Below are 16,003 nucleotides of genomic sequence, written 5' to 3'. Positions count from 1 at the left end.
TGAGAGGGCGGCGAAAGAGGGGAGAGTTTACAGATTATTGCGCCGGGAGGGCTGACCGAGGCCGGGAGGACGGTCTTATTGACGCTCAACTTGGCCATGACCGTTCATCGGCAGCGCACCGCTGTTGCATTCAATAATTGACGTCAAAATAGTGGCCATCTAATATCGCGCCATTAATTTGATATCAGTGTGCCGCTACGAGGGAACGAACAGGTTTTCATGGCATTTGCCGTGATCGACTGGGCGACGCTGGATTGCCTTGCGCAACTTTCTCCCTAACCCACTTCGCTCTGACTGGCGCTGACCGTGCGCCCGTCGGGGTTGTCGCGCCTGCCTTCAAATCGCCCATCCTGCCTGTTGCATTGAGACCTTTACATGGACGTTCGTCAGTTCGCCTTTCTCGCTCGCCTGCCATCTGCCGCCGTAAAAAGCCGTGATCAGTTCTGCGGTATGCCCAAGCGCGGACTGGCGTTTTTGCTGGCCAACGTCATGTTCTGGCAACCGATGTGGGCACAGGCCGACGGCATTGTGGTGGCCAACCCAGGCACTACCCTCGACCGCGCCGGCAACGGCGTGCAGATCATCAACATCGCCACACCCAACGGGGCAGGTCTGTCGCACAACCAGTTCCATGACTACAACGTCGGCGCGCAGGGCGTCATCCTCAACAACGGCTCCAACCAGGCTTCGTCCACCCAACTGGGCGGCTACATCATTGACAACCCGCACCTGAAGAACAGCGGTTCGGCGCAGGCGATTCTCAACGAAGTCATCGGTGGCAGCCCGAGCCAGTTGCGCGGCTACACCGAAGTGGCGGGGCAGTCGGCGCGGGTGATCGTCGCCAACCCGTACGGCATCAGTTGCAACGGTTGCGGTTTCATCAACACACCACGCGTCACCCTCACCACCGGCAAACCGGTGCTGGATGGCAGCGGTCGCCTGGACCGTTTCCAGGTCGATCAGGGCAGCGTCGCCATCGAAGGCGCCGGGCTTAACGCAACCAATGTCGACCGCTTCGAAATCATCACCCGCAGCGCAAAGATCAACGCCGAGATCCAGGCGAAAAACCTGACCATCGTTGCCGGGCGCAACGACGTCAACGCCGACAACCTCAACGCTACGGCCCGCGCCGACGACGGCAGCGCCAAGCCTCAACTGGCCATCGACTCTTCGGCACTGGGCGGCATGTACGCCGGTGCGATCAAACTGGTCGGCACCGAGGCCGGGGTCGGGGTGAAGCTGGACGGCAAACTGATCGCCAGCGGCGGTGACATCCAGCTCGACGCCAACGGCCAGTTGAGCCTGGCCGAGACCTCGGCTACCGGCGCGGTCAACGTCAAGGCCGCCGGCCTGGAGACCCGGTCTGCGGTGTACGCCGGCACCTCGCTGAACGTACAGACCCAGGGCGACCTGACCAACCGACAGACCCTCGCGGCGCGGGACAGCATCAGCCTCAGTGCGGGCGGTCAGTTGACCAACGCCGGGGCGATCGAAGCCGGGGTCAATGCTGACGGTGGTCGTAATGCCAGTGGTGATCTGAGCCTGAGTGCGCAAAACATCGACAACCGTGGCAAGAGCCTGGTGGCCAGCCGCAATCTGGCGGTGAATGCCGCACAGGTGCTGAGCAACCAGGGCGGCACGCTGAGCGCTGCGCAGATCGCAAGCATCGTTGCGGGCACGCTGGACAACCAGAATGACGGACGTGTGCTGAGTAAAGGCGCGCTCAACGTGACCGCCAATCAAGTGCTCAACAGCCAGGGTTTGATCGACGCAAAGGGTAGCCTGACGGCCACGATCGGTCAGTTGAACAACAGCAATGGCCAGGTTTCGAGTTCCGGTATCACTCGACTCAACGGGACGTCGGTCAACAACTTCGGCGGCCAGATTCTGGGTGATTTGGGGCTCAACATTGATCTCAGTGCGGCGCTGGACAATCGCGACGGCGTGCTCGGTTCCGGCGTTGCTCTCGATCTCAAGGCCGGCAGTCTCGATAACCGTGACGCCGGGGTCGTGGTCAGCGATGGCGGTCTTGTGGTGCGGGTCAGCGGTCTGCTCGACAACCGCAACAAAGGCGAAATCACTGCCAGGGGCGCCATTGACGCGCAGGCCGGTCATCTCGACAACCGTGACGGCAAGGTCATCGGCAAAGGCACGCTGGCCTTGCGCAGTGATTCGGCAGACAACCGTGGCGGCGCGCTGCAAGGCGACGGGCAACTGACGCTGAACGTCGATCGACTGGATAACCGCGACAACGGTCTGATCATCGGCAAGGCCGGCGTTACCTACGCGGGCACGCGACTGGACAACAGCAATGGTCTGGTCAGCGCTGTCGGCCCTGTCGGTCTCAAGGCCGGCGAGGTGCAGAACGCCAAAGGGCGGATCTCCAGCCAGGGCGACTTGACCGCGACCATCGGCCTGCTGCAACAGCAGGGCGGCGCACTGGTCGCACAGGGCAATCTGAGCCTGACCGGCACCACACTCGACAACCGAAACGGCGGGCTGATCGGCACCAAAAAAGCGCTGACTCTCGCGGTCGATGACATCGATAACCGAGCGGGCGAGCTATCTGGCAGCCTGTTGCTCAACATCAAGGGCCAGCGTCTGGACAACAGCGACGGCGGCAAAATTCTCGCCGCCAGCGATCTGGAACTGGCGGTTACCCGATTGATCAACCAGAACAAAGGCATGATCGTCGCCAGTGGCGCGACGAAACTGACCGGCAGCACGCTGGACAACACCGGTGGCTCGTTCGATAGCTTGAAAGGTCTGGTCATCACACTGGACGATGCACTGCTCAACGGCCAGGGGCTCATCAGCAGCGAAGGCACGTTGACCATCAATGCCGGCCGTGTCGATAACAATGCCGGCAACCTGACCAGCGCCGGTGCCCTGGCGTTGACCAGTCTTGGCACGCTGCTCAATCAGGGTGGTTCCATCAGCACCGACAGCACTCTGAAACTCAAGAGCGCCAGTCTCGACAATAGCCAGAAAGGTCTGATCTCCGGCAAGGACAACAGCCGGATCGACAGCGGCGATGTCGACAACAGTCAGGGCGGGCGCCTGATCAGTGGTGGAACGCTGGACTTCACGGCGGGGCAGGTCAACAACGCTGCAGGCCGCATCGCCAGTCAGCAAGCCATGACCATGTCGGTCACCGGCCTCGATCAGCAGGGCGGTGAACTGTTCAGCAAGACCAGCCTGAGTCTTGATTTGAACAACGGCCAGTTGAACAACCAGAACGGTTTGATCAATGCGCCCGGCGAGTTGCTGCTCAAGCAACTCAGTGGCGTGAACAACCAGGGCGGTGAGATCTCCAGCCAGCAAGCCTTCGCACTGACCGCCCATGACCTGGACAACAGCAACGGCAAACTGCTGAGCCAGCAGGGTCTGACCGTGCGTATTGCGCAAGCGCTGAACAACGCCAAAGGCGTTATTTCCGGGGCATCGCTGGACAGTCACAGCGCCAGCCTCGCCAACAATGAAGGCTTGATCAGCAGCCGTGGCCCACTGACGCTGACGACCGACAACACCCTGGATAACCAGCTTGGTACGGTGATTGCCGACGGCAAACTCGAACTGACGGCGCAGACGCTGGACAACCGTGGCGGCAGCATCGCCGGCAAGTCGGATGCCACCGTGCAGGCGAAAAAGCTCGATAACCAGGACGGCCAGTTGATCGCCACCGGCGTCCTCAAACTCGATGCTGACCTGCTCGACAACCGTCAGGGCGGACTGCTCGGCTCGACCAAGGCGATGACCTTGAACGTCGACGACGTGGATAACCGCGGCGGTGAAATCAGCACCAATAGCGATCTGCAGGTGACCGGCAAAAAACTCGACAACAGTGACGCCGGCAAAATCTTCACCGGCCAGTCGTTGACGCTCACTGTCGAGCAATTGATCAACCGCAACAAGGGCCTGATCAGTGCCAACACTTCGCTCGACCTGCACGGCGATTCACTGGACAACAGTGGTGGCGAGCTGCTCAGTCAGCAGACCATGGCTCTGACGCTGGGCGGTGCGTTCGACAACAGCCAGGGCAAGGTCAGCAGCGAAAGCATGCTGACGGTCAAAACCTCGCAACTGACCAACATCAAGGGCAGCCTTTCCAGCGCTGCGGACCTGACAATCGAGAGTCGCGGCAGCGTTGATAACCAGGGCGGTGCGGTGGTCACCGATGGGGCGCTGGTGCTCGACAGCACCGGCCTCGACAACCGTCAGGCAGGCACACTCAGCGCCAAGGGCGCGGCCAGCGTCACCACAGGCGACTTCGACAACAGCACCGGCAAGCTCAGCAGTGCCGATACCCTGAACCTCGTCGCGGGGAAGGTCACCAACCGCGATGGCGGGCAGATTGGCAGCCAGAGCGCTTTGACGGCGTCGTTCACCGGGCTAGAGCAACAGGGCGGCAAGCTGTTCAGCAACACTCGCCTGAGCCTGGACATGAACAATGGCCAGCTTAATAACCAGAATGGCTTGATCAATGCACCCGGTACGTTGCTGCTCAAGCAGCTCAATGGCGTGAACAACCAGGGCGGAGAAATTTCCAGCGGTGAAGCCTTTACCGTGGCGGCGCAAAATCTGGACAACGGCAATGGCAAATTGCTGAGCACCCAGAGCCTGACGCTGCGAATCGCCCAGGCACTGGACAACGTCAAAGGCATGATCGGTGCAGCATCGATCGATGCCCGGGCCGGCAGTCTTAACAACAGCGGCGGCAGCCTGATCAGCCGTGCCGACCTTGACCTGACCGCAGACGGTTTGCTGCGCAATGACAACGACGGTCTGATCAGCGCAGCGCAAGCGTTGCGCATTGGCAGCGCCGACCTGAACAACCAGGGCGGTGTTTTGCAGGGCATCGGCAGCGTCACGCTCAATGCCATGGCCCTGAACAACCGCGACAAAGGCTTGATCAACAGCCAGGGCAGTCTGTCGCTGATGGCGACAGCGCTGGACTCCAGCAATGGCGGTGAAGTCTCTGCTGGCGGTGACATCGACCTGACCTTGACCTCCCTGACGCAGAACGGCGGGCGTCTGCTGGGCGACAAATCCGTCACCGTGGACCTTGCCAATGGTGACCTCGACAACACCAATGGTTTGTTGACGGCCAAGGGACCGCTGACCCTCAAGCGCTTGCGCGACCTGAACAACCAGAGCGGTGAAATCTCCAGCAGCCTGGGTTTCGACGTCGTTGCCCGGGCGTTGAACAACAATGCCGGCAAGATCATCAGCGGCGAGAAACTGAAGCTCAGCGGTACGACCCTGACCAACCAGAACGGCTTGCTCTCGGGCTGGCAGCAGTTGAGCGTCAGTGGCGACAGTCTGGACAACCGCGCCAACGGCACGCTCTCAAGCCGCAACGGCGATGTGTCGGTCGATCTCAAGGGTGCTCTGCTCAACAGCGGTAACGGCGCTCTGGTTTCGCAAGGCAATCTGACCGTCAATGCCGCCAGTCTCGACAACAGCGACAAAGGCATCCTTAGCAGTGCGGCAGGGCAGACCCTCACGCTCAAAGGCGCACTCAACAACAATCAGGGCGGTCTGATCGACAGTGGCGCCGCACTCGACATCACCAGCACTGCACTGACCAACGCAGGCGGTTCTATCAACGCGCTCCAGGCGCTCACTGCCAACGCTTCGAGCCTGGATAACAACGGGGGCAAATTCGCGGCCAACGGCGCGATCACCCTGAACCTGGCGGGGCAGTTGAACAACAACGCCGGCAAACTGGCGGGCACCGGTCCGGTCGTGATCAAAGGCGTCAGCGATCTGAGCAACCGCAACGGCCAACTCGCCAGCCAAGGCTCACTGCAACTGCTGACCGGCTCGCTCGACAACGGCAGCAAAGGCACCATTGCGGCCAAGGATGACTTGCAGATCACCGCCAGCGGCGCCGTGCGCAACGATGCCGACGGCTTGATCTACAGCCAGACCGGCAGCCTGCAACTCAAGGCGGCAAGCCTGGCCAACGGCAAAGGTTCGATCCAGAGCCAGACCGGCCTGACGCTCGACGTTACTGGCGATCTCGATAACCAGAGCGGAAAAATCATCGCTCAGGAAGGCGACGTGACGGTCGGTGCGGCCAGCATCGATAACCGCGGCGGGATTCTGTCCAGCATCAAGGGCGCGCTTGAGGCGCGTACCGTCGGTGTCCTGCGCAACGGCTTCGACCTGAACAACAATCGCCAGGGCGGCGTCATTCAGGCTCAGGGCCTGAAACTGTCGGCACTGGCCGGTCTGGACAACAATGGCGGGCGCATCTCGGCGCAAGCCACCGACGCGAATATCACCACCGCTGCATTCGATAACCGCAATGGCGTGATCTACGCCAAAGGGCTGGTTGGCGTAAGCGGTTCGAGTCTGGACAACGGTGCCGGGCAGATCGCCGCCGAGCGCATCGATTTTGGCTTGAGTGGTGCGCTGAACAACGGCGCGGGTGTCATTGAAAGCAACACCCGACTGACCGTCAAAGCGGCCAGTGTCAATAACCAGAATGGCCGACTGCGTTCGCTGGGCACCTCTGGCAAGACCGAGTTCCAGATCGGCGGCTTGCTGGACAACCGCAATGGCGTGCTGGAAACCGCGAACACCGACATGACCCTGGCCGTCGGCAGCTTCCTCAACGGTGGCGGGCAGCTCAACCACGTCGGCCGTGGCCGATTCGATCTCTCCACGGCCAACGTGATCGGCGCCGGCGGCAGCATTACCACCGGTGGCCTGCTGGACCTGACGGCCGACACCTGGAACAACTCCAGCGTGATTCAGGCCGGGCGATTGAACGTGAATGTCCGCCAGTTCAGCCAGAGCGCCAGCGGCAAGCTGCTGGCCTCCGATCTTCTGCAGATACGTGGGGGCAACTGGACCAACGACGGCCTGCTCGCCAGTGATGGCCTGATCGACATGCAACTGACCGGTGCCTATGGCGGCAATGGGCGGATGTCGAGTCAGCGTGGTCTGAACCTGAGTGCAGCGCAAGTCAACATCGGTAGTGCCGGCAGCATCGCCGCTGGCGGATCGTCGACGATCAGTACCGGTGGATCGCTCGTCAACTCGGGCCGCATCACCTCCAGTGAAGATCTGACCGTGAACGCCGGCAGTGTCGCCAACTACGGCACGTTGGGTGCGGCGCAGAACCTGAACATCAACACCCCTTCATTGCTCAATGACCGCGGGCTGATCTTCAGCGGCAAGGACATGACGCTGAATGTAGGCAACCTGACCAACCAGCACGGTGATTTCTACGGATTGGGGAACGTGACCATCAATGGTTACGGCGGTGCCGCGCGGGCGGCGGGTGTCTACAACATCTCCGGCTCAATGGAGAGCGGGAGCGGGTTCACTATCAACGCCGATGTTTTCGAGAACCGTACGGAAGGCCCGGTGATGTCGGGTGACCGGAAGTTAATCTCGGGGTTTATTGCGGGTAGCTGTGGCGACTGCGTCGGCGATAACTACAGCCTGTTTATCGCTGCTCGCGAGACCTATCAAAGCACTGACAGCGATAGCACCCCATCTGCGGTGATCAACGCCGGTAAGGACTTCGTGTTCCAAGGCGGTACGTTTCTCAACAGCAAAAGTACGGTGGCAGCGGGTGGCAATATCAATATCACCGCTGACAGTCTCAAGAACATTGGTGCAAAAACCGGAACCATTGAAGTTACCCGCTATTACTCCTTCGGGTTGACCGATGGTGGAACCGAGCGATTTTTCAACGACGTTGTGATGCCTTACAACCAACGGAACAATCCAGATTTTCCAACTGTTTATTACGTTGCTCCACAGGACGAGATCCGCAAAGCGAAACCCGAATCAACGGAGTTCTCCCAGGGTGGAGAACTCGGACAATCCTTCGAATGGGTCGCGCTTTTAGACTCCGTAACGGGCGAAGACGTCAGTGCGCGCAAATATGGGGCAGGCCTGTCCGGGCTCAAGTATGGCTTCGAAAAAACAACACACTCTCTATACGATCCGAATAACCTGGTAGCACTGCCGAGCCAGCTGAGTCAGCGCACAGCGGACAGAACAACAGAGATCGCCGTCGACAGCACGGGTGCCGCAAGCACCGTTACCGGGCGCAACGCGGTTATCCAGGCTGGAGGCAACGTTTCGATCACGGCCACCAAAACCCTGGAAAATAGCGTTATCCATCAGGACTACGGTTCCACTGGTGGCACCAATAAAGTTGCCGATACCAAAGTCAGCAACAGCACCGCCGTCATCCGAATTAACAGCCAACTGCCACCAGACCTCGCCCAACAGCAAGTCAATCCACTGTCGCTGCCAGGCTTCTCCCTGCCAACCGGGGAAAACGGTCTGTTCCGTCTGAGCGGTCAGGCCGCGGCTGACACCGCACCCGTTGGCACAACCGGCCCGGCACCGACCTGGACGATGGGGGGGCAGGTTGTCTCTACCGAGGAGCATGTCGTGGCTGGCAGCAGTGGCGGCCCGCGTAATCTTTTCATTGATGCACCGCCCGCAGTCTCCGATAGCACGCGCGCGGTTGACACATTCCATCGGTCCCCGAGCGTGGTCACGGCGGTGGCCAGTACGGTCGATGTCAACGTGCCGGTGAAGTCAGCCGGTCCCGGCATGAAAGACCGCGGCAATGATGCCAGAGAGTCGATCGACACCCGTCCGGTGACTCGCGTTGCCGGTCTGCCGGACACGAAGGCGCCGTCCAACGCGCACAAATACCTGATCGAAACCAACCCGGCACTGACCAACCTCAAGTCCTTCATGAGTTCGGACTACCTGCTCGGCAAACTCGGTTACGACCCGGATCAGAGCGCCAAGCGCCTCGGTGACGGCCTCTTTGAACAGCGTCTGGTACAGCAAGCCGTGACCGCGCGTACCGGCCAGGCTTTCATCGATGGCCGCAGCAACAACGAGGACATGTTCCGCTACCTGATGGATAACGCCATCGCCAGCAAGGACGCCCTCAACCTGTCGATGGGCGTGGGCCTCACGGCCGAACAAGTGGCGGCGCTGACCCACGATATCGTCTGGCTCGAAGAGCACGAAGTGAACGGCGAAAAAGTGCTGGTGCCGGTGCTGTACCTGGCCCAGGCCAACGGCCGTCTCGGCCCGACCGGCGCGCTGATTGCCGGTAAGGATGTGACGCTGATTGCCGGCGGGAATCTGGATAACGTCGGGACGTTGAAGGCGACGAATAATCTGTCGGCGACGGCGGGCAAGGACATCGTCAACAGCGGCCTGATCGAGGCGGGTAACCGTCTGGATCTGCTGGCGACCAACGACATCGTCAACAAGTCCGGCGGCATCATCACCGGGCGCGATGTGAACCTGACCACTCGCACCGGGGACGTGATCAATGAACGCACGATCACGTCCTCCGACAACAGCACCCGGTTTGGCACCCAGCATCATGACTACGCCGACAACGCGGCAAGGATCGAAGCGGCCAATGACCTGACCGTCAAAGCGGCCAAAGACATCAACATCGCCGGTGGCGTGATGAAAAGCGGCCAGGACACCGTCCTGAATGCCGGGCGCGACATCAACGTTTCATCCGTCCAGGTCAACAACAGCGTCTTCCACGACGACCGCCACAACAGCAGCGACGTCACCCAACTGGGTGCCGAGATCGACGCTGGTCGTGACCTCAAGGCTGACGCCAAGCGCGATATCAACGTCATCGCCAGTCAGATCGATGCCAAGCGTGACGTTTCGATCAAAGCAACCGGCGATCTGGTCATCACATCGGCAGCGGATGAAACCCACTCGCTGTCGAAGAGCAAGAAGCTGACCGTTCAGGAAGATCATGTCAGCCAGGTCATGTCCGGTATTTCGGCTGGCGGCGACGTCAGGCTGGATGCGGGTAAAGACCTCAGCGTGGTGTCCAGCCGTGTGACGGCGGGCGATGAGGCGTATCTGGTGGCGGGGAACAATCTGGAGATCCTGGCCAAACAGGACTCGGATTACTCGCTGTACGACATGAAGAAAAAGGGCAGTTTCGGCAGCCTCAAAACCAAGCGTGATGAAGTCACCAACATCACGCACGTGGGCAGTGAGATCACCTCGGGTGGCGATCTGACCCTGAAAAGTACCGGTGATCAGCGCTATCAAGTGGCGAAACTGGATAGTGGTCACGACATCACGCTCGACAGTGGTGGCTCCATCACATTTGAAGGGGTCAAGGATCTACACGATGAGAGCCATACCAAGAGCAACAGCAACGCGGGATGGAATTCGGCAAAAGGCAAGGGCAATACGGATGAAACCCTGCGTCAAAGCGAGCTGACAGCCAACGGCAAACTCGTCATCAAAGCTGTTGACGGTTTGAAGATCGATATCAAAAAGATCGACCAGCAAAGTGTCAGTCAGACCATCGACACCATGGTCGCGGCTGATCCAAAACTGGCCTGGCTCAAAGAGGCGGAACTGCGGGGCGACGTTGACTGGCGCCGTGTCGAGGAAATTCACAAGAGCTTCAAGTACTCGAACTCCGGGCTGGGTGTGGCTGCGCAACTGGTTCTGGCCATTATGCTCGCTGCGGTTACCGGGGGGGCGGGCGCAGGCTTGATTGGTGCCACGGCAGGAACGTTCTCCGCAGGTTTTGCTAACGCGATTCTGATCGCTGTCGAGACCACCGCCGCCAATAGTGCGATCAGCAACAAAGGTGATTTGGGCTCGGTGCTCAAAGACGTCTTCAGCAGCGACAACATCCAGAGCTATGTGCTTTCCGGAATGCTGGGCGGGATCGGTACAGGTCTTGGTTACAACCCGACCGAACTCGGGTTCGACTGGAACAGCGCAGGGCAGGTGGTTCTCAAGACCAGTGCCGACACGCTTGCCCAGACAGCTCTGCAGGGCGGGAGCCTGGGCGATAACTTCATCAACAATATGTTGGGTGCTGTTATCGACATCGGCGGTGCTCTGGCGGCCAACAAAATCGGCAATCTGAATCTGGTGGATGGAAGCCCGACCAAGATTGCGGCGCACGCGCTCGTGGGTGGTCTGAAATCCATGGCCATGGGCGGAGATTTCAAGACCGGAGCCCTGGCGGGTGGCGCCAACGAGGCCATGGTTCAATACCTTGCGGATTTGATACTGCCTGCCGATTACGATCCGAATATGCCGGGGGCCGGTCAGTCCAAAGCCAACCTGTTGGCGATGTCGCAGTTGATGGCCGTGCTTTCTGCTGTGCTTGCCGGGACCGACCCCAATATCGCTGCGAACATTGCGGCCACGGCTACGCAGTACAACTACCTGTCGCACTCGGATCTTGAGCGCGCTGCGAAGGAGATGATCAACTGCGGAAACGACTCGACCTGCGCAAACAAGGCTTATGGCGAATACCATGAGCTGAGCCAGAAACAGGATATTGAGGCGGTCGCACAGTGTGCATCCAATCCGGATCGATGCGGTCCCTTCTCCAGTCTGGTTGCCGACGCGGAGAGCAAAGCCCAGAAACTCAAAGACCTGGCCGCTTCTGCATCACCTGAAGCCGCTCACCTCTTTGATCTGCTGATCACCGAAAACTATGGCTTCCAGAACATGCTGGCGGGTATTACCGCCGGGCATACGGTTGCAGCTATTGCCGACACGCTGGTCCAGACGCTCGGTATCAGTCATGAATTGGCGATGGCGGCTGTTGAAGGTCTAGCGCAGAGCGTGTCTGCCATCGCGCCGACGATCAAGGTGCCTGGAGGCGGGAAGGGAGGTACGAAGGAAGGGGCTGGTGGTGCAAAAGCGAAAGACGACTCTGTGTCCTATACTAAATGGTGGGATGATCTAGCACAGCCAAAAAGCTTAACTGATAGAGAGGCTAGAGCTTGGTATTTATCTAAAGAAGCAGAAATTCCGGCTCGTATTAACAGTAGCGCCTCCTTGGAAGAGCAGGCGAAGCAGGCTTTTGATATGAGAAATGATTTGAGATCAACGGCACGAGAGTTAATGTCTAATAGGACATTGGCTGACTCCTTGAGCAAGACTGACCCAAATAGAACTTGGAGTGAGATTGTGAATAAATATTCGGGGCAAGGTCTATCAGGAGATGCGTTATGGTCGAAGATCATAGAAAAATCCCAGTCTTCTCGTACGTCTGTTAATGATGGGTTGGGAATGTAATCTTATGTTTCGATTTTCCGAGTCAAGTTCCGAAACTAATCATTTCATATTTTTCGATGATTATGAGGAGGAAAGGTTTGAAGAATTTGTGAGTGTCGTCTTGAAAACTCTGAGTATCAAAGAAGAAGTTCGTAAAATTGGCCCGTATTCAGTATTGGTTTCAGCTTGTTATGAAGGCAATAACTTGATTTTGACTAGTGGATCCTTTGAAGGGTGTTTCATTTCCATAGAGAAAAATGCAAGTGCTTTGTCTAAAAAAATAATCGAAAAATTTAATCTCGTAAATTGATTTGGCTAAAGAAAAAAAGGGGAAGAAAAAAGGGGACAGATTTATTTGATTAGATTTATTTGATTAATAAATCGATTAACGATTAATAAATCTGTCCCCTTTTCAGTGCTATTATCAGGTGGCTCGAAGTTTGTTTCTGGCGCCGGAACGGTTATTGATGAGGCTGCTGACGTTGTAAAAACAGTGGCACCTCTAGTTTCAAAAGGGTCAGAAGTAACGGCGGAAATCATTCAAAAGGCACTGCAAGGTGATCCTGCCATCAGCGGACAAAAACTTGTTTCGCTACCTGCGGTTCAGAGGTATGTTGATCGTCTCTTGAATGGTGACGTTGCTCCACCCATAAAGATGGATGGAAACATAATCGTTGACGGAAATCATCGCTATATTGCTGCGAAAATACTAGGGCGGACTCCAGAGGTGACTCCAGGGACTTTACCCCCTAATAAGGTTGGCCAAACCAGGCCTATCTCCGAAGTGATAGTCGATCCGGTAGATTGGGGGAATAGATGATAGTTATTAAATATGAAACAGGTGGGGAGTTGATTTTGCCGTTGTCTAGTCTTGTCAACTCAAGGCTGAATTCGTTGGAATTGCACCGTGCGATTTTTGACAATATAGATGTTTCTGGAGCTGAATTTACAGGTTCAAATTTGAGGGGTGCGTCTTTCAATCGAGCCGTGATGGAAAAAGCAGTCCTTTGCAGTGTTGCGATAATGAATGCAAGTTTTGTGGAAGCAAGGATGAGGGAAGCTAACCTTTCGAACAGTATCGCGAGTGGGGCTGACTTTTCCCGGGCAGATCTTTCAAAGTCTAGGTTTGATGGTGCTGATGTTTTTTATGCAAACTTTGAAGGTGCCAACTTGTGTGATGTAAACTTGGACGTTGGGAGGGTGGAAGGGGCTGTCTTTAAAGGAGCTCTGTACAATGAAGGAACGCAATGGCCTGAAGGGTTGGATCCAGGAGCCTTGGGTGCGGTTAAGGTTTGACTGTTTTGAGTAAGTATAAAAGGCAAAAAGGCGACAGATTTGAATGGCACTTACTTAACACCTAACCGATCGAGCTGAAAAGCAAAAAATGAAGAGGGGCTGGCCTTGGTCCACGGTGATAGTTGCGAACACACCAGAAAACCAAGGACACAGCCCACATGGGTCGTAGACGCCAAATTCTCCAGCATCAACAGCAACGTTTTCGCCGCCAAATAAAAAAAAGGGGGCAGATTTATTTGATTAAATAAATCTGCCCCCTTTTGATGAAAGAAGGTTGCCTGAGGGGAACTAATTAATATGAGCTCAGTCATTGAAGAAATACAAAAGGCCATTTGCTCGCTGGGTGAGCGAATTGGTGCTCCAGGTTCTCTTTTGATTGTTAAAAGCAGTTCGCCAGAAGATGGAAGCCCCCATGTGGAGGTTAAGTCGGACGAGTTTAATTATGTATGCTCTGAGAGGGGTTTTGAAATATACAGAAGACGCACAACCTCTTTGGATGAGTTGCTGTATTGGATAATTAGTGGTGTGGCCTTTAAATTGGCTTCAGACTACGAATTGGCTAATAGAGTTGTTGGTGTCGACTCGCGGAGGCTGCTTTTTTCACAATATGTATCAATTCTTGGGCGGATCAGTGATGAGTGGAAAAAAAGGGCTTCTGATGAGGTGGAGTTAATATTGATCAACGCCCCGTACTTGGATGTATAGAAAAAAAGGGGGACGAAAAAAAGGGGGACAGATTTATTTGATTAAATAAATCTGTCCCCTTTGTAGTATGGAGATGGCATTGTCTGATCTGGGCGGAGCGCAGGGCGTTGTGGAAAACGCATACTATATTTCAGCGTATGAGCTTTTAGGTAGTGCGTTGGTGTCCGCCAATTCATTCCAAAGTCTTTTGATTTTCTTCAAGGATTTTCAACGTTGCCTGGGTGAAGGGGTGGAGCAGCGTTATTACTTTGTAGAGTCTATAGTCGACTGTTTCTCAGCCCGAGGAGACAATGTTGCCGCTCTCATCGATGCAGCACCTTCAAGTTATAGGATTTACTTGCATAAAAAGTTTCCAAAAAAGGGGGCGGATTTATTTGATTAAATAAATCTGTCCCCTTTGTATATTTAGAGAGAGGTGTATATGATTTGCCCAAGATGTCAGCAGGACGACGTTATCAAAGCGATGATAAAAGCAAATAAGTCGATTGTTTTTATTTGCCCTGAGTGCGAATCGACGTGGTTTTCGATCGACGAAATAAAGTTTCCCGGGTTTGTGGATTACATGACTTATATGAGCAGTATTGGTCTGTCCCATCTGTGGGATGAGTTGGAAATTATTTCGGAAAAAATATAGGTGCTTAAAAAATGGGACTAAAAAATGGGGCAGATTTATTTGATTGATAAATCTGTCCCATTTTTTAGTCCTTTTTAGAATCTATTTGGCTTTTTATTTGGGTGGCGTGGCTAATAAGTCGTTTGAGTTTTATTAGGAAGTAAACAGTGAGAAATAATATCGTCTCTCGTGTGATGATTTTTTGCGGCCTGCTTGGGATGGTGTTGTCAGTATGTTTTATAATTTCCTTAGTGATGGTTTCGTTGCTGATGTTTTTTCTATATTTTTTTTGCGAGCCTGATTTTAATGTGCTCTTTCTGTGGATTGGTATGCCGTTGACGTTGCTCTTGTCTATTTGGTGGGCGGGCAAAAATCTCGATTATATAAAAAGAGCTATGGATGGACGTTAATTGAGAAGAGGTAAGAAAGGGGGGCGGAATTATTTAATTAAATAAATCTGTCCTACTTTTTTACGAATTAGAAGTTTGAGGTGCATATGAGAGAGTTGTTCGGTCAGCCATATAGCCAGTCAGACCCTATTTGGATTGTTAAAGGGTATTTTGACAGGATGTATAATGACGGCCGTTTTATCGAGGCGGTTGGCTATCTTGTGAAAAGATGGGGGTTCAGTGTGGATGGGGCATACTGTAACTTTCCTGATGAAAGCAGCCCGTTCGACGAAGAACACTTCGAGGGGGTGGAATTTTCCTATGGCTATCCCCCGAGTGATGAGGACTCCATCGTCGTCAGCGAATCGGTTTGTACTGAGTATCTTCGGCTAGCTTGTGAGAAGTACCTTCAGCGTCATCCTGAAGATAAGGCGAAGATAGAAGAACTCTTGCGGGTTGTCTCTTTTTGAATTTAAGAAAAAGGGACAGATTTATTTGATTAAATAAATCTGTCCCCTTTGTAGTCCCTTTGTATAGAAAATGAAGCACGAAGAATTCCAGAGGTAATAGAGTGATTACGGAAGATTTAGAGATCGTCAAAAAGATTTTTCAGATGATCGAAGGCGGAATAGTTCATGGCTATGATGCATTTCGCTACGAGGTGGAAGTGGGTGAAAGCTATATGGAAGCCGAACTGGCAGTGGAAAAGGATGGTGTCAGTGTGACAGATGCGGAAATTGATTTTGATATTTCAGATTTGTATTTTTTGGTGAAAGAACTAAAAGCCAATGCGGTTCGGCGTGGTGAGCCATGGTTGTCTTTTGTCATGTCCTATCGTGAAGGTTGGCAAGTCACGACTAAGTTTAACTATGAATGATGCAGGGATATAAGAAGCAGGTGTTTTGTTTAGGCTAAAAAGGGGGCGGATTTA

The 16,003-nt window shown here is 55.1% G+C and carries 6 protein-coding genes; all 6 read left to right on the top strand.

What is annotated here, in order from left to right; all coding sequences use genetic code 11:
• Positions 1-375 precede the first annotated feature (375 nt).
• The 6 genes from ACM6JM_RS11365 (at position 376) to ACM6JM_RS11340 (ending at position 15,949) form a co-directional block, all read left to right on the top strand.
• The gene (locus ACM6JM_RS11365; RefSeq protein ID WP_414881889.1) at positions 376-12,090 is read left to right on the top strand and encodes a filamentous hemagglutinin N-terminal domain-containing protein; all 11,715 of its coding nucleotides are present in this window, start codon (positions 376-378) and stop codon (positions 12,088-12,090) included.
• Positions 12,091-12,885: 795 nt separating this feature from the next.
• Entirely contained in the window at positions 12,886-13,365 is a 480-nt protein-coding gene (locus ACM6JM_RS11360; RefSeq protein WP_080770591.1) for a pentapeptide repeat-containing protein, read from the top strand.
• A gap of 297 nt (positions 13,366-13,662) precedes the next feature.
• The gene (locus ACM6JM_RS11355; protein WP_414881888.1) at positions 13,663-14,070 is read left to right on the top strand and encodes an Imm63 family immunity protein; all 408 of its coding nucleotides are present in this window, start codon (positions 13,663-13,665) and stop codon (positions 14,068-14,070) included.
• Between the two features lie 79 nt (positions 14,071-14,149).
• The gene (locus ACM6JM_RS11350) at positions 14,150-14,452 is read left to right on the top strand and encodes a hypothetical protein (protein WP_414881887.1); all 303 of its coding nucleotides are present in this window, start codon (positions 14,150-14,152) and stop codon (positions 14,450-14,452) included.
• Between the two features lie 727 nt (positions 14,453-15,179).
• Positions 15,180-15,542, top strand: coding sequence for a ribonuclease toxin immunity protein CdiI (cdiI, locus tag ACM6JM_RS11345; protein WP_414881886.1), 363 nt, complete (start codon positions 15,180-15,182; stop codon positions 15,540-15,542).
• Positions 15,543-15,643: 101 nt separating this feature from the next.
• Positions 15,644-15,949: a hypothetical protein gene (locus ACM6JM_RS11340; RefSeq protein WP_414881885.1), complete on the top strand. Its 306-nt coding sequence runs from the start codon at positions 15,644-15,646 to the stop codon at positions 15,947-15,949.
• Positions 15,950-16,003: the final 54 nt, after the last annotated feature.

It is taken from the genome of Pseudomonas sp. IT-P2 (assembly GCF_949767575.1).
Taxonomy (GTDB): Bacteria; Pseudomonadota; Gammaproteobacteria; order Pseudomonadales; family Pseudomonadaceae; genus Aquipseudomonas; species Aquipseudomonas pharyngis.
Note: the sequence above shows the minus strand (reverse complement) of the source record. Positions and strands in the feature narration are given on the sequence as shown.